This is a genomic window from Bacteroides propionicigenes (genome assembly GCF_018390535.1).
In the GTDB taxonomy this organism is placed as follows: Bacteria; Bacteroidota; Bacteroidia; order Bacteroidales; family Bacteroidaceae; genus Bacteroides; species Bacteroides propionicigenes.
In genome coordinates, this window is sequence record NZ_JAHBBW010000002.1 from 367,949 (window position 1) to 385,863 (window position 17,915).

The 17,915-nt window shown below is 43.7% G+C and carries 11 protein-coding genes; 4 read left to right on the forward strand and 7 right to left on the reverse strand.

Going from position 1 to position 17,915, the window contains the following annotated elements; all coding sequences use genetic code 11:
* From lepB (KG118_RS04325) to dapB, 3 genes are read right to left on the reverse strand one after another with little or no spacing between them, the layout of a single operon-like run.
* On the reverse strand, window positions 1-939 hold the full coding sequence (lepB, locus tag KG118_RS04325) for a signal peptidase I (protein ID WP_117710534.1): 939 nt from the start codon (window positions 937-939) through the stop codon (window positions 1-3).
* Between the two features lie 34 nt (window positions 940-973).
* Window positions 974-2,458, reverse strand: coding sequence for a signal peptidase I (gene lepB / locus KG118_RS04330; RefSeq protein ID WP_117710535.1), 1,485 nt, complete (start codon window positions 2,456-2,458; stop codon window positions 974-976).
* A 6-nt stretch (window positions 2,459-2,464) separates the two neighbouring features.
* Window positions 2,465-3,226, reverse strand: a complete 762-nt coding sequence (gene dapB, locus KG118_RS04335; protein WP_117710536.1) for a 4-hydroxy-tetrahydrodipicolinate reductase — start codon at window positions 3,224-3,226, stop codon at window positions 2,465-2,467.
* 96 nt (window positions 3,227-3,322) lie between these two features.
* Between dapB and KG118_RS04340 the strand changes: the two genes are divergently transcribed.
* The 4 genes from KG118_RS04340 to KG118_RS04355 all read left to right on the forward strand — a co-directional run bounded on the left by KG118_RS04340 (window position 3,323) and on the right by KG118_RS04355 (window position 9,847).
* Entirely contained in the window at window positions 3,323-4,600 is a 1,278-nt protein-coding gene (locus KG118_RS04340; RefSeq protein WP_117710537.1) for a DUF2851 family protein, read from the forward strand.
* An 82-nt stretch (window positions 4,601-4,682) separates the two neighbouring features.
* Complete coding sequence (locus KG118_RS04345; RefSeq protein WP_117710538.1) at window positions 4,683-5,192, forward strand: DUF4348 domain-containing protein; 510 nt, start codon at window positions 4,683-4,685, stop codon at window positions 5,190-5,192.
* A 187-nt stretch (window positions 5,193-5,379) separates the two neighbouring features.
* The gene (locus KG118_RS04350; RefSeq protein WP_117710602.1) at window positions 5,380-8,466 is read left to right on the forward strand and encodes a chondroitinase family polysaccharide lyase; all 3,087 of its coding nucleotides are present in this window, start codon (window positions 5,380-5,382) and stop codon (window positions 8,464-8,466) included.
* Between the two features lie 22 nt (window positions 8,467-8,488).
* The gene (locus KG118_RS04355; RefSeq protein WP_117710539.1) at window positions 8,489-9,847 is read left to right on the forward strand and encodes a sulfatase family protein; all 1,359 of its coding nucleotides are present in this window, start codon (window positions 8,489-8,491) and stop codon (window positions 9,845-9,847) included.
* Window positions 9,848-10,365: 518 nt separating this feature from the next.
* On the opposite strand, the gene KG118_RS04360 is transcribed toward KG118_RS04355, so the two are convergent.
* The 4 genes from KG118_RS04360 to KG118_RS04375 form a co-directional block, all read right to left on the reverse strand.
* Entirely contained in the window at window positions 10,366-11,319 is a 954-nt protein-coding gene (locus KG118_RS04360) for a tRNA-dihydrouridine synthase family protein (RefSeq protein WP_117710540.1), read from the reverse strand.
* A 144-nt stretch (window positions 11,320-11,463) separates the two neighbouring features.
* Window positions 11,464-12,966: a RagB/SusD family nutrient uptake outer membrane protein gene (locus tag KG118_RS04365; protein ID WP_117710541.1), complete on the reverse strand. Its 1,503-nt coding sequence runs from the start codon at window positions 12,964-12,966 to the stop codon at window positions 11,464-11,466.
* Window positions 12,967-12,987: 21 nt separating this feature from the next.
* Complete coding sequence (locus KG118_RS04370) at window positions 12,988-16,089, reverse strand: SusC/RagA family TonB-linked outer membrane protein (protein ID WP_117710542.1); 3,102 nt, start codon at window positions 16,087-16,089, stop codon at window positions 12,988-12,990.
* A gap of 170 nt (window positions 16,090-16,259) precedes the next feature.
* Window positions 16,260-17,819, reverse strand: a complete 1,560-nt coding sequence (locus KG118_RS04375) for a sulfatase-like hydrolase/transferase (RefSeq protein WP_117710543.1) — start codon at window positions 17,817-17,819, stop codon at window positions 16,260-16,262.
* Between the last annotated feature and the right edge of the window lie 96 nt (window positions 17,820-17,915).

Sequence of the window (17,915 nt, forward strand, 5' to 3'; positions counted from 1 at the left end):
TCACCTCACTCTTTTCCACATTCTATTCCAACGATATCCATTGAAAAGCCCCGTTCCTTGTTCTTTAGAAAACCATATGACGGCTGCTTTACCGATAATATGGTCTTTCGGTACAAGACCGAACAAGCGAGAGTCTGACAGATTTATGGAATTATTGGCGCCAACCCAATAGTAATCTTTCGTAAAGTAACAATGCTGTACAGGTTTTCCTTCGATATATAATGTGTCATTTTTGATTTCTGCCTGTTTCTTTTCATGCAATACCAACGTATTTCGTAGTAGTGTCATATTCCAGGGGTACACGCGCACGGCTTTTCCTTTGCCGGGGATGATGAGTGGTTTCAGTACTTCAACAGAATCTTCTGTATCGGCTGGCTCTATCCAATTATTGGTTCCTAAGGCCTGTTCTAATAGATAATACTCATATCTGCTGAAACTGCGTACATTCTTTGCTGTATCTTGCCCCAGCAACACGTTGGGGCAGATGGAAAGAATGGTGAGCAAGGAGTCCAACTGTCTTTCCTTTTTCCGTGGATACGTATAAAGGAACTTCTGGTCCGGGGCATTCTTTTCCGAAGGAATTACGGAAAAAAGAGAATCTACCAACAAGGTGTCTCCCGGTATCCCCAAGCAACGGCTGATAAATACTTCTCTTTGATCGATTGTTGCTTGTGAAAGGTTGGCGGGATTATTGAATACAAGAATATCATCCTTGTGCACAGACTTGTCTGCCCAACGCTGATATCCCCATAAACTCATGAAAGGAAGCCGTAGTCCGTAGCTCCATTTGTTTACTAAGATACGTTCACCGCGGTACAGTGAATTTTCCATTCCTGAGGAAGGTATTAAATAGGAAGTCGCAACACAGCCCCGGAGTAATACCACTATCAGTATCACTCCTGTTATAGTAGCTGCAATCTTCCAGTTCCTTCCTCTCATGGTGTGTACCAACCGCTAACCCTTAATCACTGTATTAATGTACCCATTTGAAGATTCGGTTCCAACGGATTTTTCCGTCAAACCAGCCGCGGTCCTTGTCTAACGACAGCCAAACGACGATAGGTTTGCCTACCACGTGGTCTTCCGGTACAAAGCCCCAATAACGGGAATCGAGAGAATTGTGGCGGTTATCGCCCATCATCCAGTAATAATCCAGCTTGAAAGTGTAGGTATCCGTTTTTTGTCCGTTGATATAGATGCCGTCCGTTTTTTGCTCCAGTGTATTGCCTTCATAGGCAACGATACAACGTTCGTAAATCGGTAAATTGTCTTTGGTCAAGGTAACGGTAGCGCCTTTTTCCGGTATCCATATAGGACCGTAGTTGTCTCGCGTCCACTTGGTGTAGAGATTTTGCGGATACATCTGTCCTGACAGGTTTTCCGGCTCCATAATAATACGGCTGATTAGCTTTTTGTTACCGATAAGCGTATCGTACATTCTTTTTGTAAGAGGCAAGTGATAAACGGGGGTCAGCCTGCCTTGGGCATCACGGCGGTCCAGCCCCATCTGCATAAGTCCTTCCTCATAATTGAAGTCATCGGTCATCAGTATTTGGTCGTCATTGCTGATGCCCAGTTCGCGGAACATATCTTCCGGTATGTACGGACCTGTGGTCTGCACAAAATAGTTGAGCTGCATATCTTCCGGATTCTCAATGGCTTTTCCGTCGATGTACACTTGTGTATCCTTTATCTGCAGGGTGTCTCCCGGCAAACCGACACAGCGCTTTACATAATTCTCGCGGCGGTCCACAGGACGTACTACAATATCACCATACATTTGCGGGTTGGTACGGATCAGATTACGGCCGGCATTGTAGTAAAGGTCGTAGACGGTACGCTGTTGGTCACGCGTCAGGCTGTCCATATTGATTTTATTGGGATAAACACGTTGTCCTTCCCTATAAGCCAGGCTGTAGAAATCTTCTTGCTGCCTGTTGAGTGCTACCGTATCGCCTGCCGGAAAGTTGAACACGACAATATCGTTCAGCTTTACTTTTCCGAAACCCGGTACACGTTTATATTTCCATTGCGGCCATTCAATGTACGATTTGGTGTTGAATATCGGCAGTGTATGTTGCGCCAGTGGCATGGAGAGCGGGGTATTCGGCACGCGCGGACCGTAACTCATCTTGCTTACGTAAAGGAAGTCGCCTACCAGCAATGATTTCTCCAGTGAAGATGAGGGTATCTGATAGTTCTGGAATATGTAGATGTTTACAAAGTAGACCGCTACTAAAGCGAAGACAATGGCATCCACCCAACTCATAATGCTGCGTACTGCCGGATTCTTGGATGTCTTCCAAAACCCCCAAGGTATCTTCTTACTGATATAGATGTCGAATATGAAAGGAACAATAATCACTCCCCACCAACTTTTTACCCAAACAAGGAAAACAAGGTAGAGTAAGGTAATTATGCCGAACTTAATCCATTGGGCGCGTGTTGCTTTTCTCATAATACTTTATTTTAAAAATGGGAATAAATCGCTCATACCTAAGAATCCTTGCTTGTCGGCTGTATATTCTGCAGCCAATACAGCTCCTAAGGCAAAGCCGCTGCGGTTTTTGGCATCATGGGTAATGGTGATACTGTCTGCCTCGGAATCATAACGGATGCAGTGAATACCCGGAACTTCTCCTTCGCGGATGGAGCTGACAGGCAGTTCATCGGTTGCACATTCGGCAGAACCCGATACGCTTCCGTCCGGTGCTTGCAGTGTGCCTTTTACCCAACGGTCTTTGCGGTCGAGGTTTTCCAAAATTCCCTCGGCAAGGGTAATGGCAGTTCCGCTTGGGGCATCCAGTTTATGTATGTGGTGCGTTTCGCTCATCGTTACGTCGTAAGCGGGGAAACGGTTCATAATTTTTGCCAGATATTTGTTGACAGCCGAGAATATGGCTACTCCCAAACTGAAGTTTGATGACCAGAACAGTGTTTTGCCGCCTTCGGTACAGAGTTTCCTGACCTCTTCGCCGTGCTCCTCCAGCCAGCCCGTACTACCCGAAACTAATTTTACGCCGGCCTTGAAAGTTTTCATATAATTGTTATAGGCTACCATTGGATTGGTAAACTCTATGGCGACGTCGGCGCTCTTGAATGCGGCCGATTCAAAATCCTCCTGATTATTAATATCGATGATGCTGACAATTTCGTGTCCGCGGCTCAAGGCAATTTTCTCAATCTCCTTGCCCATTTTTCCGTAACCGATTAATGCTATTTTCATTGTTTCTTTGGTTTTTATTCAGTTTATCAACAAACTATACGTCGCAAAGGTAATCTTTTTCTTACATTTGCGCACAACATTAACGTCTTGTTAACAATGGAACAATTGCTGCATTACGTCTGGAAGCATAAGATATTTCCTTTAATGTCACTCCAGACGACCTCCGGACAGCCGGTCGAAGTGATAGATCCCGGTTTGCCGAATATGAATGCAGGCCCCGACTTCTTTAACGCGAAATTAAAAATAGACGGTACGCTTTGGGTAGGTAACGTCGAGTTACATACGCGGGCATCGGACTGGTTTCGTCATGGACACGAACGGGATAGAGCCTATGATAATGTTATCCTGCATGTGGTGGGCGATTCGGATTGCGAGGTACATCATGCCAACGGTGATATTGTCCCTCAGCTATTATTGCACTGTCCGGACAATGTCCGTCAGCGTTATAATGAGTTGCAACAGGCAGAAATATACCCTCCTTGCTACTCCGTCCTTGATTCCCTGCCGAAACTGACTGTTCATTCTTGGCTGTCGGCTTTGCAGGTAGAACGTTTTGAACAGAAAGCACAGGCCATTGCCGCCCGTTTGGAGTGTTGCAATAATCATTGGGAGGACGTATTCTTTATTACTCTTGCCCGTAATTTTGGCTTCGGATTGAATGGCGATGCTTTTGAAGCATGGGCCAATCACTTGCCGTTCCGTGCGGTGGACAAACATCGGGACAGCCTTTTTCAGGTAGAGGCGTTCTTCTTAGGGCAGGCGGGACTTTTGGAAGAAGAATGGCAAGAGGATGATTACTATCAGAAACTTCGGAAAGAATTTCATTATTTGCGGCATAAGTTTACATTGCCTGATCCCATGTCCGATAGTCTGTGGCGTTTTCTGCGCCTGCGTCCCGGCAATTTCCCTCATGTGCGTTTGGCCCAGCTTGCCTGGCTGTATCATAAAGAACAGTCTTTATTTTCACGCGTCATGGCGGCCGAAGCACCGGAGAGTGTAAAGAAAATATTGTCGGCACAGACCTCAACTTATTGGGAAGAGCATTTTACATTTAAAAAGTCCTCTCCTCACCAAGAAAAACGGTTGGGAGAGAATGCTTTGAATCTGATTCTCATCAACACCGTCATTCCTTTTCTTTATGCTTACGGAATGCATAAGGCAGATGAGGAGCTTTGTGATCGTGCCACCCGTTTTCTTGAAGCGTTGAAAGCCGAGAATAATCATGTTACCCGCTTATGGAGCGGTGCAGGGTTGCCCGTCTATACAGCGGCAGATTCACAAGCCTTGCTCCAGCTTCAGAAGGAGTATTGCGACAAGAAAGATTGCCTGCGTTGCCGCTTCGGATATGAGTATTTGCGGAGTAAGCGACAGTAGGTATAAATTCCTGTCAGCTTTTCATTGTAAATTCTTGACTTGTTGTATATTTGCATTCTGAATCGAAATAATTCGTATCTATATGAAGGCAATTTACTTTGTTTTTTGTCTGTGTACGGCGCTTATGCTATCGACTTTTAACAGTCTGGCAGCCGGGGAGGATTTCAAGACGTTTCTCCAGAAATTCACGTCCAGTGCTTCATTTCAGTATTCCCGTATCAAATTCCCTTTGAAATCTCCCATTGTCCTGTTGAAAGACGATGGCGAAACGGAGCAAACATTTCCCTTTACCCGCGATAAATGGGCATTGCTGGATAGTGAAACTCTGAAAGAAGGGCGGATTACGGAAGAGGAAGGGGGAGTCTATATTTCCCGCTTTACCCGTAATGAACCGGCGCATAAAGAGTTTGAAGCGGGATACGATGAGTCGGAACCGTCGCTTCGCGTGGTTTTCGAGTTGGTAGACGGCAAATGGTATGTCACCGATTGTTATAATGATTGGTATAATTTTGATTTACCTATCAGTGAATTGGAGGAGACCGTCCGCACGATGCAGGAAGAAAATAAAACTTTCGAAGAACTTCACCCTTAGCTTAGCCGGTTTCTATATTAAAAGAGAATGAATGTGTCAACATGCACATTTTTCATTATTATCCTGTCATTCCTTTGTACTCCGTATACTATGACATTTTTAGACCTCTTCTGTACGATTTATGTCTCTTTGTTTCCCGAAAGAGGGCTTTCTTTGTAAACGGTATAGTAACCTTAAATGAATGAACATGATGCAATTTAGTAAATGGACAATGGGAGTAGGAGTACTCCTCGGAACTTTGTTACCGGTACATACGGAAGCTCAAGTAGTAAAAAACGAAAAACTGCTTTCTTTTGAAGACCAACAAATACCGGCGTTTATTTCGGGAACGAAATCCCGTTTGGATATCAGTGAGGAACATTATAAAGACGGGCTGCACAGCTTGAGCTGGACTTTTAATCCGGGTGCTGTGTTGTCTATCAAGAAAGACCTGAAGTTCGAGAAGAAAGATTCTACCGGGAAAGACACATATCTTTCCGCTTTCATTGTATGGGTGTACAATGAAGAGGCACAAGACAAAAAGATAGAATTTGAGTTCTTGAAGGACGGGAAGAAATGCACTTCTTTCCCATTCGGAATCAATTTTACCGGTTGGCGTGCGGCATGGGTGTGCTATGAACGTGATATGGAAGGAACACCGGAAGAGGGAATGAATGAAATACGTATCATTGCTCCCGATACTGAAGGCAAGTTATATCTGGACCATATCATACCTGCCAGCAAAGTGGATGCCCGCCAACAGACCGCCGATGTGCAAGTGCCTTTCGTCAATAAAGGGACTACCAACCACTGGCTTGTCATTTACGAGCATTCTTTGTGGAAGCCGGATATCGCTTTGGCTCCCGTGAGCGATACGCAGAAACAGGAAATACGGGTCATAGAGAAACGTTTCAGAGATATGCTTTATACGCCTTCCAAATTTACCGATAAAGAGTTGGAGGGTATTCGTAAGAAATTTGATTTCTATAAGATTGCCTATAAGGATGGGAAAGTAACCGGTTTACCTATCTTTATGGTTCGTCAGGCAGAGGCTTATGAACGCATGATACCTAATTGGGACAAGGATATGTTTACCCGATTGGGTATGGAAATGAGTGAATATTTTAACCTGATGAAGCGTATTGCCATAGCTTACAACAATGCTTTGGATACTGCCGTAAGGGATGAACTGAAACAGAAGTTTCTTGCTATGTACGACCATATTACCGACCAAGGTGTTGCATATGGCAGTTGCTGGGGAAATATCCACCATTATGGTTACAGTATGCGCGGGCTCTTTGTGTCTTATTTCCTGATGAAGGATGTACTGCGTGAGGCCGGTAAGTTGGAGGATGCCGAACGCACACTGAATTGGTACGCCATTACAAACGAGGTATATCCCAAACCTACGGAAACGGGTATCGATATAGATACTTTCAATACTAAACTGCAAGGACGTATTGCCAGTATTCTGATAATGGAGGATACCCCGGAAAAACTGCAATATCTGCGTTCTTTCTCCCGCTGGCTGGACTACGGTTGCCGTCCGGCACCGGGACTGGCGGGCTCTTTCAAGAAAGACGGAGCTTGTTTTCATCATCGCAACAATTATCCGGCCTATGCGGTAGGAGGCTTGGACGGGGCTACCAGTATGATTTATTTACTGAGCGGTACTGAGTTCAAGTTGTCCGAACTGGCACATGAAACGGTAAAGAATGTGTTGCTTACCATGCGTTTCTATTGTAACTTGAAACAATGGTCGCTTTCCATGTCCGGCCGCCATCCCAACGGCAAAGGGGAGTTGATACCTATCCAGTATGCCACTATGGCTATTGCTGGTACGCCGGACGGCAAACAGAAATATGATGCTGACATGGCTGCTGCCTATCTGCGTTTGGTAGCTTATGCCAACACACCGGATGAAGATGCTCCTGATTATCTGCCGAAGGCTTCTACCCGGCAGGAATTGAAAATGAAGGAATTGCTTGAAGCACAGGGATTCCGTCCCGAACCCGATCCGCAAGGTAATCTTGCATTAGGCTATGGTTGTATTTCTGTACAACGTAGGGATAATTGGGCGGCCGTAGTACGTGGACATTCCCGCTATCTGTGGGCTGCCGAACATTATCTTCCAGCCAATTTCTATGGCCGTTATCTGGCGCATGGAAGTATGCAGATATTAACGGGAAAACCCGATGAAATGGTAACTTTTGCTACGAGCGGCTGGCAGGAGAACGGTTTTGACTGGAACCGTATTCCGGGAGCGACCGGCATTCATCTGCCTTTTGAACAGTTGCGTGCCAAAGTACTGAATGTGGATGTTTTCTCCGGTATGGAAGAAATGCTTTATTCTGACGAGGCTTTTGCCGGAGGATTGTCTCAGGCACGCCTGAATGGAAATTTCGGCATGAAACTGCATGAGCACGACAAGTACAACGGTTCGCATCGTGCCCGTAAGTCCTTCCATTTCTTTGATGGCACGATAGTGTGTTTGGGTACGGACATTGAAAATACGAATGCGGAATTTCCTACGGAGACCACCGTTTTCCAGTTGGCGGCTGTCACTCCTGAAAACCATAAATACTGGGATGCCTACAAAAGTGACGGACGGACTTATATCGACCCGAACGGGGTGGGGTATTATCTTTCCAAAGCCTCTATGGCAAGTGCCAAATATGAAAAGAATTTCCCGCAGATTACGGTGGGTGAACGCAGTACGAAGCCAACTTCGGGTGATTGGGTTTCTTTGACGCTTCAACATGGCAAGGCTCCGCAAGGCGCTTCTTACGAATATGCCGTATTGCCCCATACAGATGCCGCTTCCTTAAAATCATTTGCAAAAAAGCCTTCCTATAAGGTTCTTCAACAAGACCGGAATGCCCATATTGTCCGTTCGCTGACGGATAATCTCACTTCTTATGTATTGTTTGAGACTCCGCAAACGCTTCCTTCGGACGGTTTGCTGCAAAAGGCGGATACTTCCTGTCTGGTAATGATTCGTGACAATAAAGATAAACTGTTACTGACCGTTTCCCAACCGGACTTGGCTTTATATCGCGGTCCGAGTGATGAGGCTTTTGATAAAGACGGTAAACGGATTGAGCGGAGTATCTACTCCCGTCCGTGGATTGATAATGATAGTGGGGAAATTCCCGTAACCGTTACATTGAAAGGCTTGTGGAAAGTTGCGGAAACACCTTACTGCAAACTTATTTCAGCCGATAAAAAGCAAACGGTACTCCGTTTTACGTGCAAGGATGCTGCAAGCTTCGATGTAGAGTTATTACGTAAATAAACTTCAATCAAATCTCTTTGTTATGGTAGAGCTAAAAAATATCATGTTGTGTGCCACTGCCTTTACTCCTTCCTTGCTGGGAGCGAAGGACTTGCCGAATATTATTTATATTGTAACCGACCAACAAACAGCTTCCGCCATGAGCTGTATGGGGAATGCGGATTTGCATACCCCGAATATGGATCGCTTGGCACAGGCGGGAATCTTGTTTAGAAATGCTTATTGCTCCGCTCCGTTAAGCGGTCCTTCCAGGGCATCCATGTTTACGGGATATACTTCTCACGAAATCGGACTTTCCCGAAACAATGTGCCTATGGCCGATTCTTTGCGTACCGCCAGTTTGGGTTGGTTGATGCAGCGTGCCGGTTATGAGTGCGCTTATGCCGGAAAATGGCATGTGCATACCCCTTCCATGCCTGATAAAGAGTTCGGCTTCTCTACTATTTATCCGCATAATGATAACGGACTGGCTGAGGCTTCCGTCTCTTTTCTTGAGCGGAAGCATTCCAAGCCTTTCTTTCTTGTGGTGGGTTTTGACAATCCTCACAACATTTGTGAGTATGCACGCAGCCAGAATCTTCCGTTCGGTAATTTGCCCGAACTTCCTCAGGATGAATGGCCCGGTTTGCCTTTGAATTTTGCTCGCAATCCTTATGATGCCGATGTAATCGACTATGAGCAAACGTTGAATTATTCCGCTTATCCTACCCGTCATTATTCTCCCGATGATTGGCGGCGTTATCGCAGCCTTTATTTTCGGTTGGTTGAAAAAGTAGATGCCGAGATTGGTAAAGTTATTGATGTCATTGACAGAAAGGATTTGTGGAAAAATACAGTGGTTATTTTTACGAGTGATCATGGTGACGGTGTAGGAGCGCATCATTGGAATCAGAAGTCGGCTCTATACGAAGAAGTTGTGAATGTTCCTCTGATAGTTACTCTTCCCGGCAAGAAGAATGCCGGTAAAGAAATGCCCCAACTTATTAATGAAGGCGTTGATTTCTTTGCTTCTGTATGCGATTGGGCGGGAGTTTCTCTTCCCGAAGGTCTGCATGGCGTCTCTTTCAAATCCTTAGTGGAAAATGCCGACTCCCAACAGGTACATCAACCTTATGTTGTTACTGAAACCACATTTGATAAAGGAATTGCCCGTGGTTGGGCTTTGCGTACTTCACGTTATAAATATGTGTTGTATGACAAAGGACTTTATCGTGAGCAACTGTATGATATGGTGAATGATCGTGGGGAAATGCGGAATTTAGCCATAGAGAAGAAGTATCAGAATATTCTCTTACAACATCGTACTTATCTGAATGAGTGGATGAAACTGCACCATGTAAGTCAGATACGCCCTGAAGTACATTTGATTCCGGATATGTAAAGGGGGCAGTAAAAACTTAGTGGGGATGTTGTTTAATGTAAGAATAAAATTTGCACTTGTACCCCTTCCACCCTTCCGAACCCTCCTGTTTATACAGGGTAGCGGGTGGAACCCCATATCACAGACTGCACATCCCGGTAATTCCAATGGCACATCCCAGCTTCCCAAACCTCACACTTCAGCTCCCGTAACCACGAACATTTGTCTTGCAAACCACAGGCATTTGAGGAGCTGAAGTGTGAGGTTTGGGAAGCTGAGATGTGTCATTGGGGGAGAAAAAGCGGGTTCCACCCGCTACCCTGTATAAACAGGAGGGTTCGGAAGGGTGGAAGGGGTACAAGTACAAATTGGAATCCAAGAATATTCCCTGTTTTGATGTATATCATAATCCGCTTTGACGTATATCAAAATGAATCAGGATATACATCAAAACGGGTCTTTGCAGACTGAATACTTCTTGCACAAGTAGCGATAGGTGTCTTTTAGAATTTATCCTTTCTTATTTGAATGAAAGAGGTTTATTTGAGTGAAGAGAGCAGCTCATTTACCGCTATTCGATAGTTGGCAAGTTTACTGGTTTTGTGTATCGCTTTTTTTGCCTTGCGGTTGCCGTCGGGCAATAAGTATTCCCAAAAACTTTTCATTTTCATCAGCAACTGCATTTCTCCGCCTTGCAACTGTTCTTCATAGCTATTATATACTTCTGTATGCAATTGACTTACTTTTTCTGCCATTTCATCGGGAGATAGCTGTCTTCCTTGTTGATATTCCCATGCCAGGGCAGGGTTGGCGAGCAGCCCACGCCCTATGACAAGTCCTGCCAGTTTCGGAAAGCGCTCTGTAATGACCTGTATATCTTCTGTTGTACGCAAATCTCCATTGTATAGCAAGGGTTTGTTACATCCGTTATAAAACGCTTCAAATCCGTTTAAATCCACCTCTCCTTTATACTGTTGTTTTCCTAAACGCGGATGTAGGATTATGTGTGTGAAAGGAAGTGAGTTCAGCAGAGGTAAAAGTGCAAGGCATTCATCCGCATTTTCCCAACCCAATCTGAGCTTGACGGAAAAATGGATCTGAGGATATTTTCCGGTTGCGGCAGTCAGCAATTCTTTAATTTCATCGGGATATGGTAATATCCCTGCGCCATTATGCCGCTTGGCCAACATTGGGAAAGGACATCCTAAATTGATATCTACATGCTGGTAATTATTTTCGATGAAAAGGGACATTATTTGTTCCAGTTTCTCCGGCTGCGGTGCAATCAATTGAGGAATTAAATATACTCCCTTATTATTTTCCGGAGCTATATCACGTACATCTTTACGACGGATTTCGCCATGCTCTACACGTACGAAAGGGGAGTAATAGGTGTCAATACCGCCAAAAATGCGGGTATGTGCTCGTCGGTAGGCTGCATCTGTGTAGCCTTGAAGCGGGGCAAAATGGATAGGTAGTAAATTATCATTCATGTGTGCAAAGATAAGCATTTAACTTCTCCGGCATAAAAAAGAAGAGGAAAGAATCTCACGATTCTTCCCTCCCTGCATGTTAAATTGATTAAGATCTGTTGATTATTGATAATAAATATGTAAGGTTAGAAGTTTTGTGTTACATTAATATCCAGCGTTATTAGTCCATCCGGCCATTTCTACTTCGGTCATTGGTATAGGAAGATAGTAATGTCCGTTAGCTTTATAAACAGAGTTGTTATATATGTCAGGACGAAGTTCTGCTGCTTTCTCACGGCGAATGATATCAAACCAGCGCTTACCCTCTACATATAATTCCCAACCGCGTTCGGCAAATACAGCTTTATCAAATTCTTGCGGATTGGTGGTATTGGTAACACGGTCAGCAGGAACGTGAGCCCGGAGTTGTACGTTTTTAAGACATTCTTTGGCAAGGTCATTTACGGTATTGGTTGCAAGTGTAGAAGCTTCTGCATACATTAGCAATACATCTGCGTAACGATATACAGTTGTTAATCCGTTAGACAACTGGCTGATGGTTCCATTTTTAAGGATTTCATCATAGTCTCTGAATTTTTTAATTAATGGTAACTTGTTAGCGCTTTGTTGCCAAGTAATTAATTTGGTTTGTGCTTTGTCTGTATACCATTCCGTTTCAAATGTACATGCTTTACGGTCATCATCAGGGTACGCAGCCATAAAATCGGCACTGGCAAAGTAGTCACCCCATCCTGCAGGATAGTAATCAGAAGGGAAGAATGATTTCCCATATTGGCTGGGATTAACACCTACTTTATTGTGTATGGCGAACATATGTTCGTTTGCTTCAGTTTTTTTAGCTTCTTTCCAAAGATCGGCGTAGTTATCCGTTAATTTTAATTTGGAATGTTCTATGATATCCTGTGCTACTGTAGCGGCTTTAGCATAGTATTCTGTCCCTTTATGTAAAGGCCAGCCTGCCATTGTCATATATACATCTGTCAGCAGGGCTTTTGCAGCCCATTGCGAGGGGGTGTCACTTGAACCTGTGCGACTTGTTGTAGGGAGATCCCGGCAAGCAATCTCTAAATCAGGAAGGATAACTTCTTCATAAATTTGGGCGACAGGTATACGTGGAGTTGTGGAATTGATTGATTCTTCCGTATTAGTAACTTTGGGTACGTCACCAAAAATCCGCACGAGGTAGAAATAAGATAATGCACGCATAAAATTGGCTTCAGCTACAACCGCTTTATATTTGGGAGCATCGTCTCCACTCGGAATGGGGGTTCCGTTAATAATCTTATTGGCTCCGTTGATAACTTTCCAGAAGTTTTGCCATAAAGCAGTAATGTCTTTTACTACAGTACCAGCTCCCGGATTCATATTATACAGAGGAATCATGTCGTTATTAGGTTTTGCTATTTGAGGCACAACATCACCTGCAGCTGTATTATAGCGAATCAGACGACAGCTAAAACCATAGTTCTCAGACCAAAGATTATTGTATAAACCGGTAACGCTTTTGGATACGGTTGCCAGATTTTGAGGATACTGTATATATTCTTCCTCTGTGAGGAAAGATTGCGGATCTTGGGTTAAATCTACGCAAGAAGTTGTTAAGAGCAAGCAACTTGCAGATAAAAAAGTGAATATATTCTTTTTCATATAAATATCAGTTTAATAGGTTTAGAATGAAAGATTAATACCGAACAAGAAATTACGTCCGTTAGGATATACACCCCAATCAGCACCTTGTGTCAGAGCAGTACCTAAAGCAGCTTCAGGATCCAGACCGGAATAACCGCTGAAATGGAACGGGTTCTGTACAGATGCATATAGGCGGAATGCATTGATGTGAATATTTTTACATATACTCTCCGGTAAGTTATAACCTAATGTGATACTTTTTACTTTTACAAAGCTTCCGTTTTCGACGAAGCGGGTACTGATGGCCTCACGAATATCTCCGGCTCCAACTTGTACGAATCCCGGAATGTCCGTATTTTCATTTTCCGGTGTCCAACGGTTCAAGAACTCTGGATTTGGAGTGACTAAGTCTGTAGTACATCCTGGCAATGAACCGAAACGAGACTGATGAGTAGCGTTGTAAATGTCAAATCCGTGGAAACCTACAATGAAAAGTGATAAGTCAAAGTTCTTATAGGAAATGGTATTATTCCACCCCCAATTGAATATAGGTTGTCCGCACCCAATAATATCTTGGTCTGATTCATTGTAAACACCGTCACCATTAACATCTTTATATTTAGCTTGACCGGCTACTACTTTATAGAGAGTTCCATTAGTCTGTTCCTTACCATTTTTATCCAAAATAGGCTTTCCTTGATTATCTTTGGCAATGGCATTTACATCAGCCGTTTTCCATACGCCTTCATAGGTATATCCCCAGAAAGTTCCAAGCTTTTCTCCTTCAATCATTTTGAAGATTTTCTTCTCAAACTTATCTCCCATGGATTGTTTCTTATCCAAGGTTGGAATACGTTCGTATTTACCGTTATTATGACTTAAAGTTAAATCAGATCTCCAATTCCAGTCTCTGCCACTTACAGGGGTTGCACCTAATGTAACTTCAATACCGGTATTGCGGATTTCACCTGCATTTTTGAGCAATGAAGGCCAACCGGTGTGGTAAGGCTGAGCTACTTCAAGCAAAATATCTTTAGATAACTTATTGTAGTAGTCGATACTTGTAGTTAAGCGTCCGTTTAAGAAAGAGAAATCTACTCCGGCATTGATTTGGATATTGCGCTCCCATTTCAAATCTCTTGCGGCGGGTCGTCCCAAGACATAAGAAGTAGTTCCATCGGAGTTCTTAACAGCCTCCATTTGTGAATAAATACGGTAGATTTCAACAGCTTGGTTACCTACGGCACCATATCCTAAACGGATTTTGAATTGATCCATCCAGTCTACATCTTGCATGAATGACTCCTGTTTTACATTCCATGCCAAAGCAACTGAGGGGAAATAATCCCATTTGTCTGCCAGACGAGAAGAACCGTCTGCACGAATGGAGGCAGTCAACATATAACGATCCATTAATACGTAGTTAACACGGAGCAATCCGGACATCAGAGAGGCTTTCTCTCTATTTGAACTGGCTAAAGCCTGATCGGCATATTCAAGACCATTGAAGCCTAATTTATCGGCAAATGCCAAATAGCGTGCCGTACTGGTATGGGTATAGTCGTTTGAATGTTGTTGTTCGAATACGGCTGTAGCATTAATACGATGGTTTCTGTTGAACTCTTTTGTATAGTTTAAAGTATTGGTATTTAAGAAACTGAAATCCCAATCACTGCTGGCATTTGCCTCTGTGTAGGAATTGGCAAAATAATTGTAGCTATCTTCATTATGGGCTGCATTTCTCAGTCTGTTGGCAAATGTGATACCCACTTGTGAACGGAAGGTCAATCCATCAAGGATATTGAAGTTTACATATCCTTGGATATGGTTGTTGAGACGTTTGTTAGCCGTATTAATATTGTCAATATGTCCCATCGGATTGTATGCGGGGTTACCATTAATGGCGAATTTATTGTTGTATTCACCTTTGTCATTTTTTGGTTCTACTGTTGGAGCATAGTTAATGGCAGACAGAAGCAAACCGTTATATTGCGTCATACGCGGACCTGCGGTTTCGCTATAGTCACCCCATAAGTTAAGTCCTACATTAACCCATTTCTTGATTTCAGTATCTAATTTTAAACGCCAGTTATATTGCTTATATACAGATTCTTTGATAATACCTTCTGTGTTTTCGTAACGCAAAGAAGCCAGATAACTGGTTTTTCCATTCTTACCTGATATGGAGAGATCGTAATTCTGTGCTAAAGCCGGTTCATTGAAGATATGATCAATGTAGTTGAATCCGGCTTGTCCGTTTTTGAATGCAGCTACTTGTTCGGGAGAGTAGAGAGCTCCTTGTTGCTCTGGTTTTGTATAATACTCTTTCTTAAACTGATTGGCAAGGTCTGCAAATTCCCCTGCATTTAGCATATCAGGCTTTTTAAGCACGGTTTTTACATTTACAAAAGCGTTGAATTCAACTGTTGTTTTATCTGTTTTCGGGGTTTTAGTGGTTACCAGAATGACACCATTGGCACCACGTGAACCATAAACAGCTGTTGCTGAAGCATCTTTTAAAACTTCAATAGACTGAATATCGCTTGGGTTGATATTCTTTAAGTTGCCGCCGATAAAGCCATCAATAACAACTAACGGTCCTGTATCACCGGATACAGAGTTAATACCACGGACGCGAATTGTTGAAGCTTGGGAAGGGTCACCGCCATTGGCTACCGATACACCGGCCAAACGTCCTTGTAGAGCGTCTGTAACTGTAGCAGTCGGAGTATTTTTCATCACTTCAGCTGCTTTCACAGAAGCCACTGCACCTGTCAAGTCACTCTTGCGTTGAACGCCGTAACCTACTACCACAACTTCTTGCAGTAATTGGCTGTCTTCGCTCAGTTTTACATCAATTTTGGTTTTTCCGGCTACTGCCACCTTTTGTGACTGATAGCCGATATAAGAAAATACAAGAGTCGCATTTGCAGGAACGTTAGGAAGATTGTAATTTCCATCGATGTCGGTGATACATCCGTTAGATGTTCCTTCTACTTGGATAGAAGCACCAATCACTGGACCAAGGTTGTCGGTTACTGTACCTGTTACTGTAATGTTCTGTGCATTTGCTTGGATAGCAAATAATACAAAGAGCAACATAGTACCTAATGTCTTTAGTAGATTAGATTTCTGTTTCATAAATATTAATTTAATTGGTTATTGAAAAAAGGTTGCTTTTAATTTAGATTTACTTGAATCATAGTTAAAATCACTGCGCAAATGTATATGATATTTAGATTGAAAACGTTTGCTTATTGTCCGCAAATAATCTGATTTTGTACATTACCTGCGGACAATATAATTACCAGCTATTCTATAACTTTCTGATTATTTGCGTTTTTTACTTCTTCCAGTAGGGTGGACAGTGCCTTTACTTTATCAGGATGGGCTTCGGCAATATTGTTTTTTTCCGAAGGATCGATAGATAAGTTATAAAGTTGGGGTTCGGGATTATTTCCCATTTCCATTTTAGTCCAATATTCCAATGCGGGTTTGTCGCTTGCTTCAATGTACTTCCAGTTATTTTGAATGATAGATAAGGTATTATTCAAATTCTGTTGTACCACATAGTCGCATCCGATGGTGTCTGTACCGAGGAAGTTACTGAGTTGGTCGCGGCTGTCGGGAGCAACACCTGCGGGAAGTTGGTGATTCAGTAAAGTTGCGAATGAGGCATATACGTCAATCATGGAGAACAGAGCCTGCTGCTTACCCGGTTTGATTCCGTCCGGCCAGCGGACAATGAATGGAATGCGGGTTCCGGCATCAAATGCGCTATATTTGCCCCCGCGATAATGTTTCATCGGAGTGTGCCCGTTCAGTAGTTCAAAGGCTTGGTCTTGATAACCGTCGTCAATGACAGGGCCGTTGTCGCTACATAATACGAAGATTGTATTATCGGCAATATTCAGGCTGTCGAGGGTGTGCATAATTTCACCAACCGTCCAGTCCAACTGTAAAATAACGTCACCACGCGGGCCTAAGCCGCTCTTCCCTGCAAAACGTGGATGAGGAACGCGGGGAACATGAACATCCTGCGTACCCATATATAGGAAGAAAGGTTCGTTTTTGTGTGAAACGATGAAGTCTTTAGCCTTGTCGGTAATGACATCTGCGATGTCCTCGTCCACCCAAAGAGCGGATTTGCCGCCGGTCATCCAGCCAATGCGGGGAATACCGTTGATAATGGTGTTATTATGCCCTTGGCTGGGTTTCATTTTCACTAATTCGGGATTTTCAAGCCCCGTGGGCCAGTCGCCTACCTTGTGGTCGTAATTGACGGTGATAGGGTCTTTAGGGTCAAGACCTACAACATGAGCATTCTCTACGAAAACACAAGGCACACGGTCTACTGTGGCGGGAATGATGAACTCGTAGTTGAAGCCTATATCCTGTGTATTTGGTCTGATTTCACGGTTGAAGTCTGTTCCGCCTTTGGGACCCAGTCCCAGATGCCATTTGCCGACGGCTCCGGTGTAATAGCCTTCTTCTTTGAACATATCTGCCATCGTAACGCAAGCTGTATCGATAATCAGTTCAGAGTTACCCGGCGCGATACCGGTGTTCTCTTGTCTCCATGGATACATACCTGTCAGCAGTCCAAAGCGGGAGGGGGTACTTGTGGAGGAAGTGGCGTAAGCATTAGTAAACTGCATACCCTGGCCGGCAAGGCGGTCGATATTCGGAGTGCTTACTTTAGTGGCGCCATAGCAGCTAAGGTCACCAATACCCAAGTCATCGGCGATGAGATAGATTACATTCGGCTTCTGCGATGAATCATTCCGGGCTTCCTGTTTAGAGGAGCTTCCACAGCCTATCAAAAGTACCGCGCTTGGAAGATACGGTAAAAGGTTAGATAAATGTTTCATAGTCTTTGGACTTTAAAGTTTGATTTCTGTGTCCAAAGATATGGGCTCTTTTTCGACTTCTGTGTATAGAATAGTACACACAGAAGCATGAAAAAG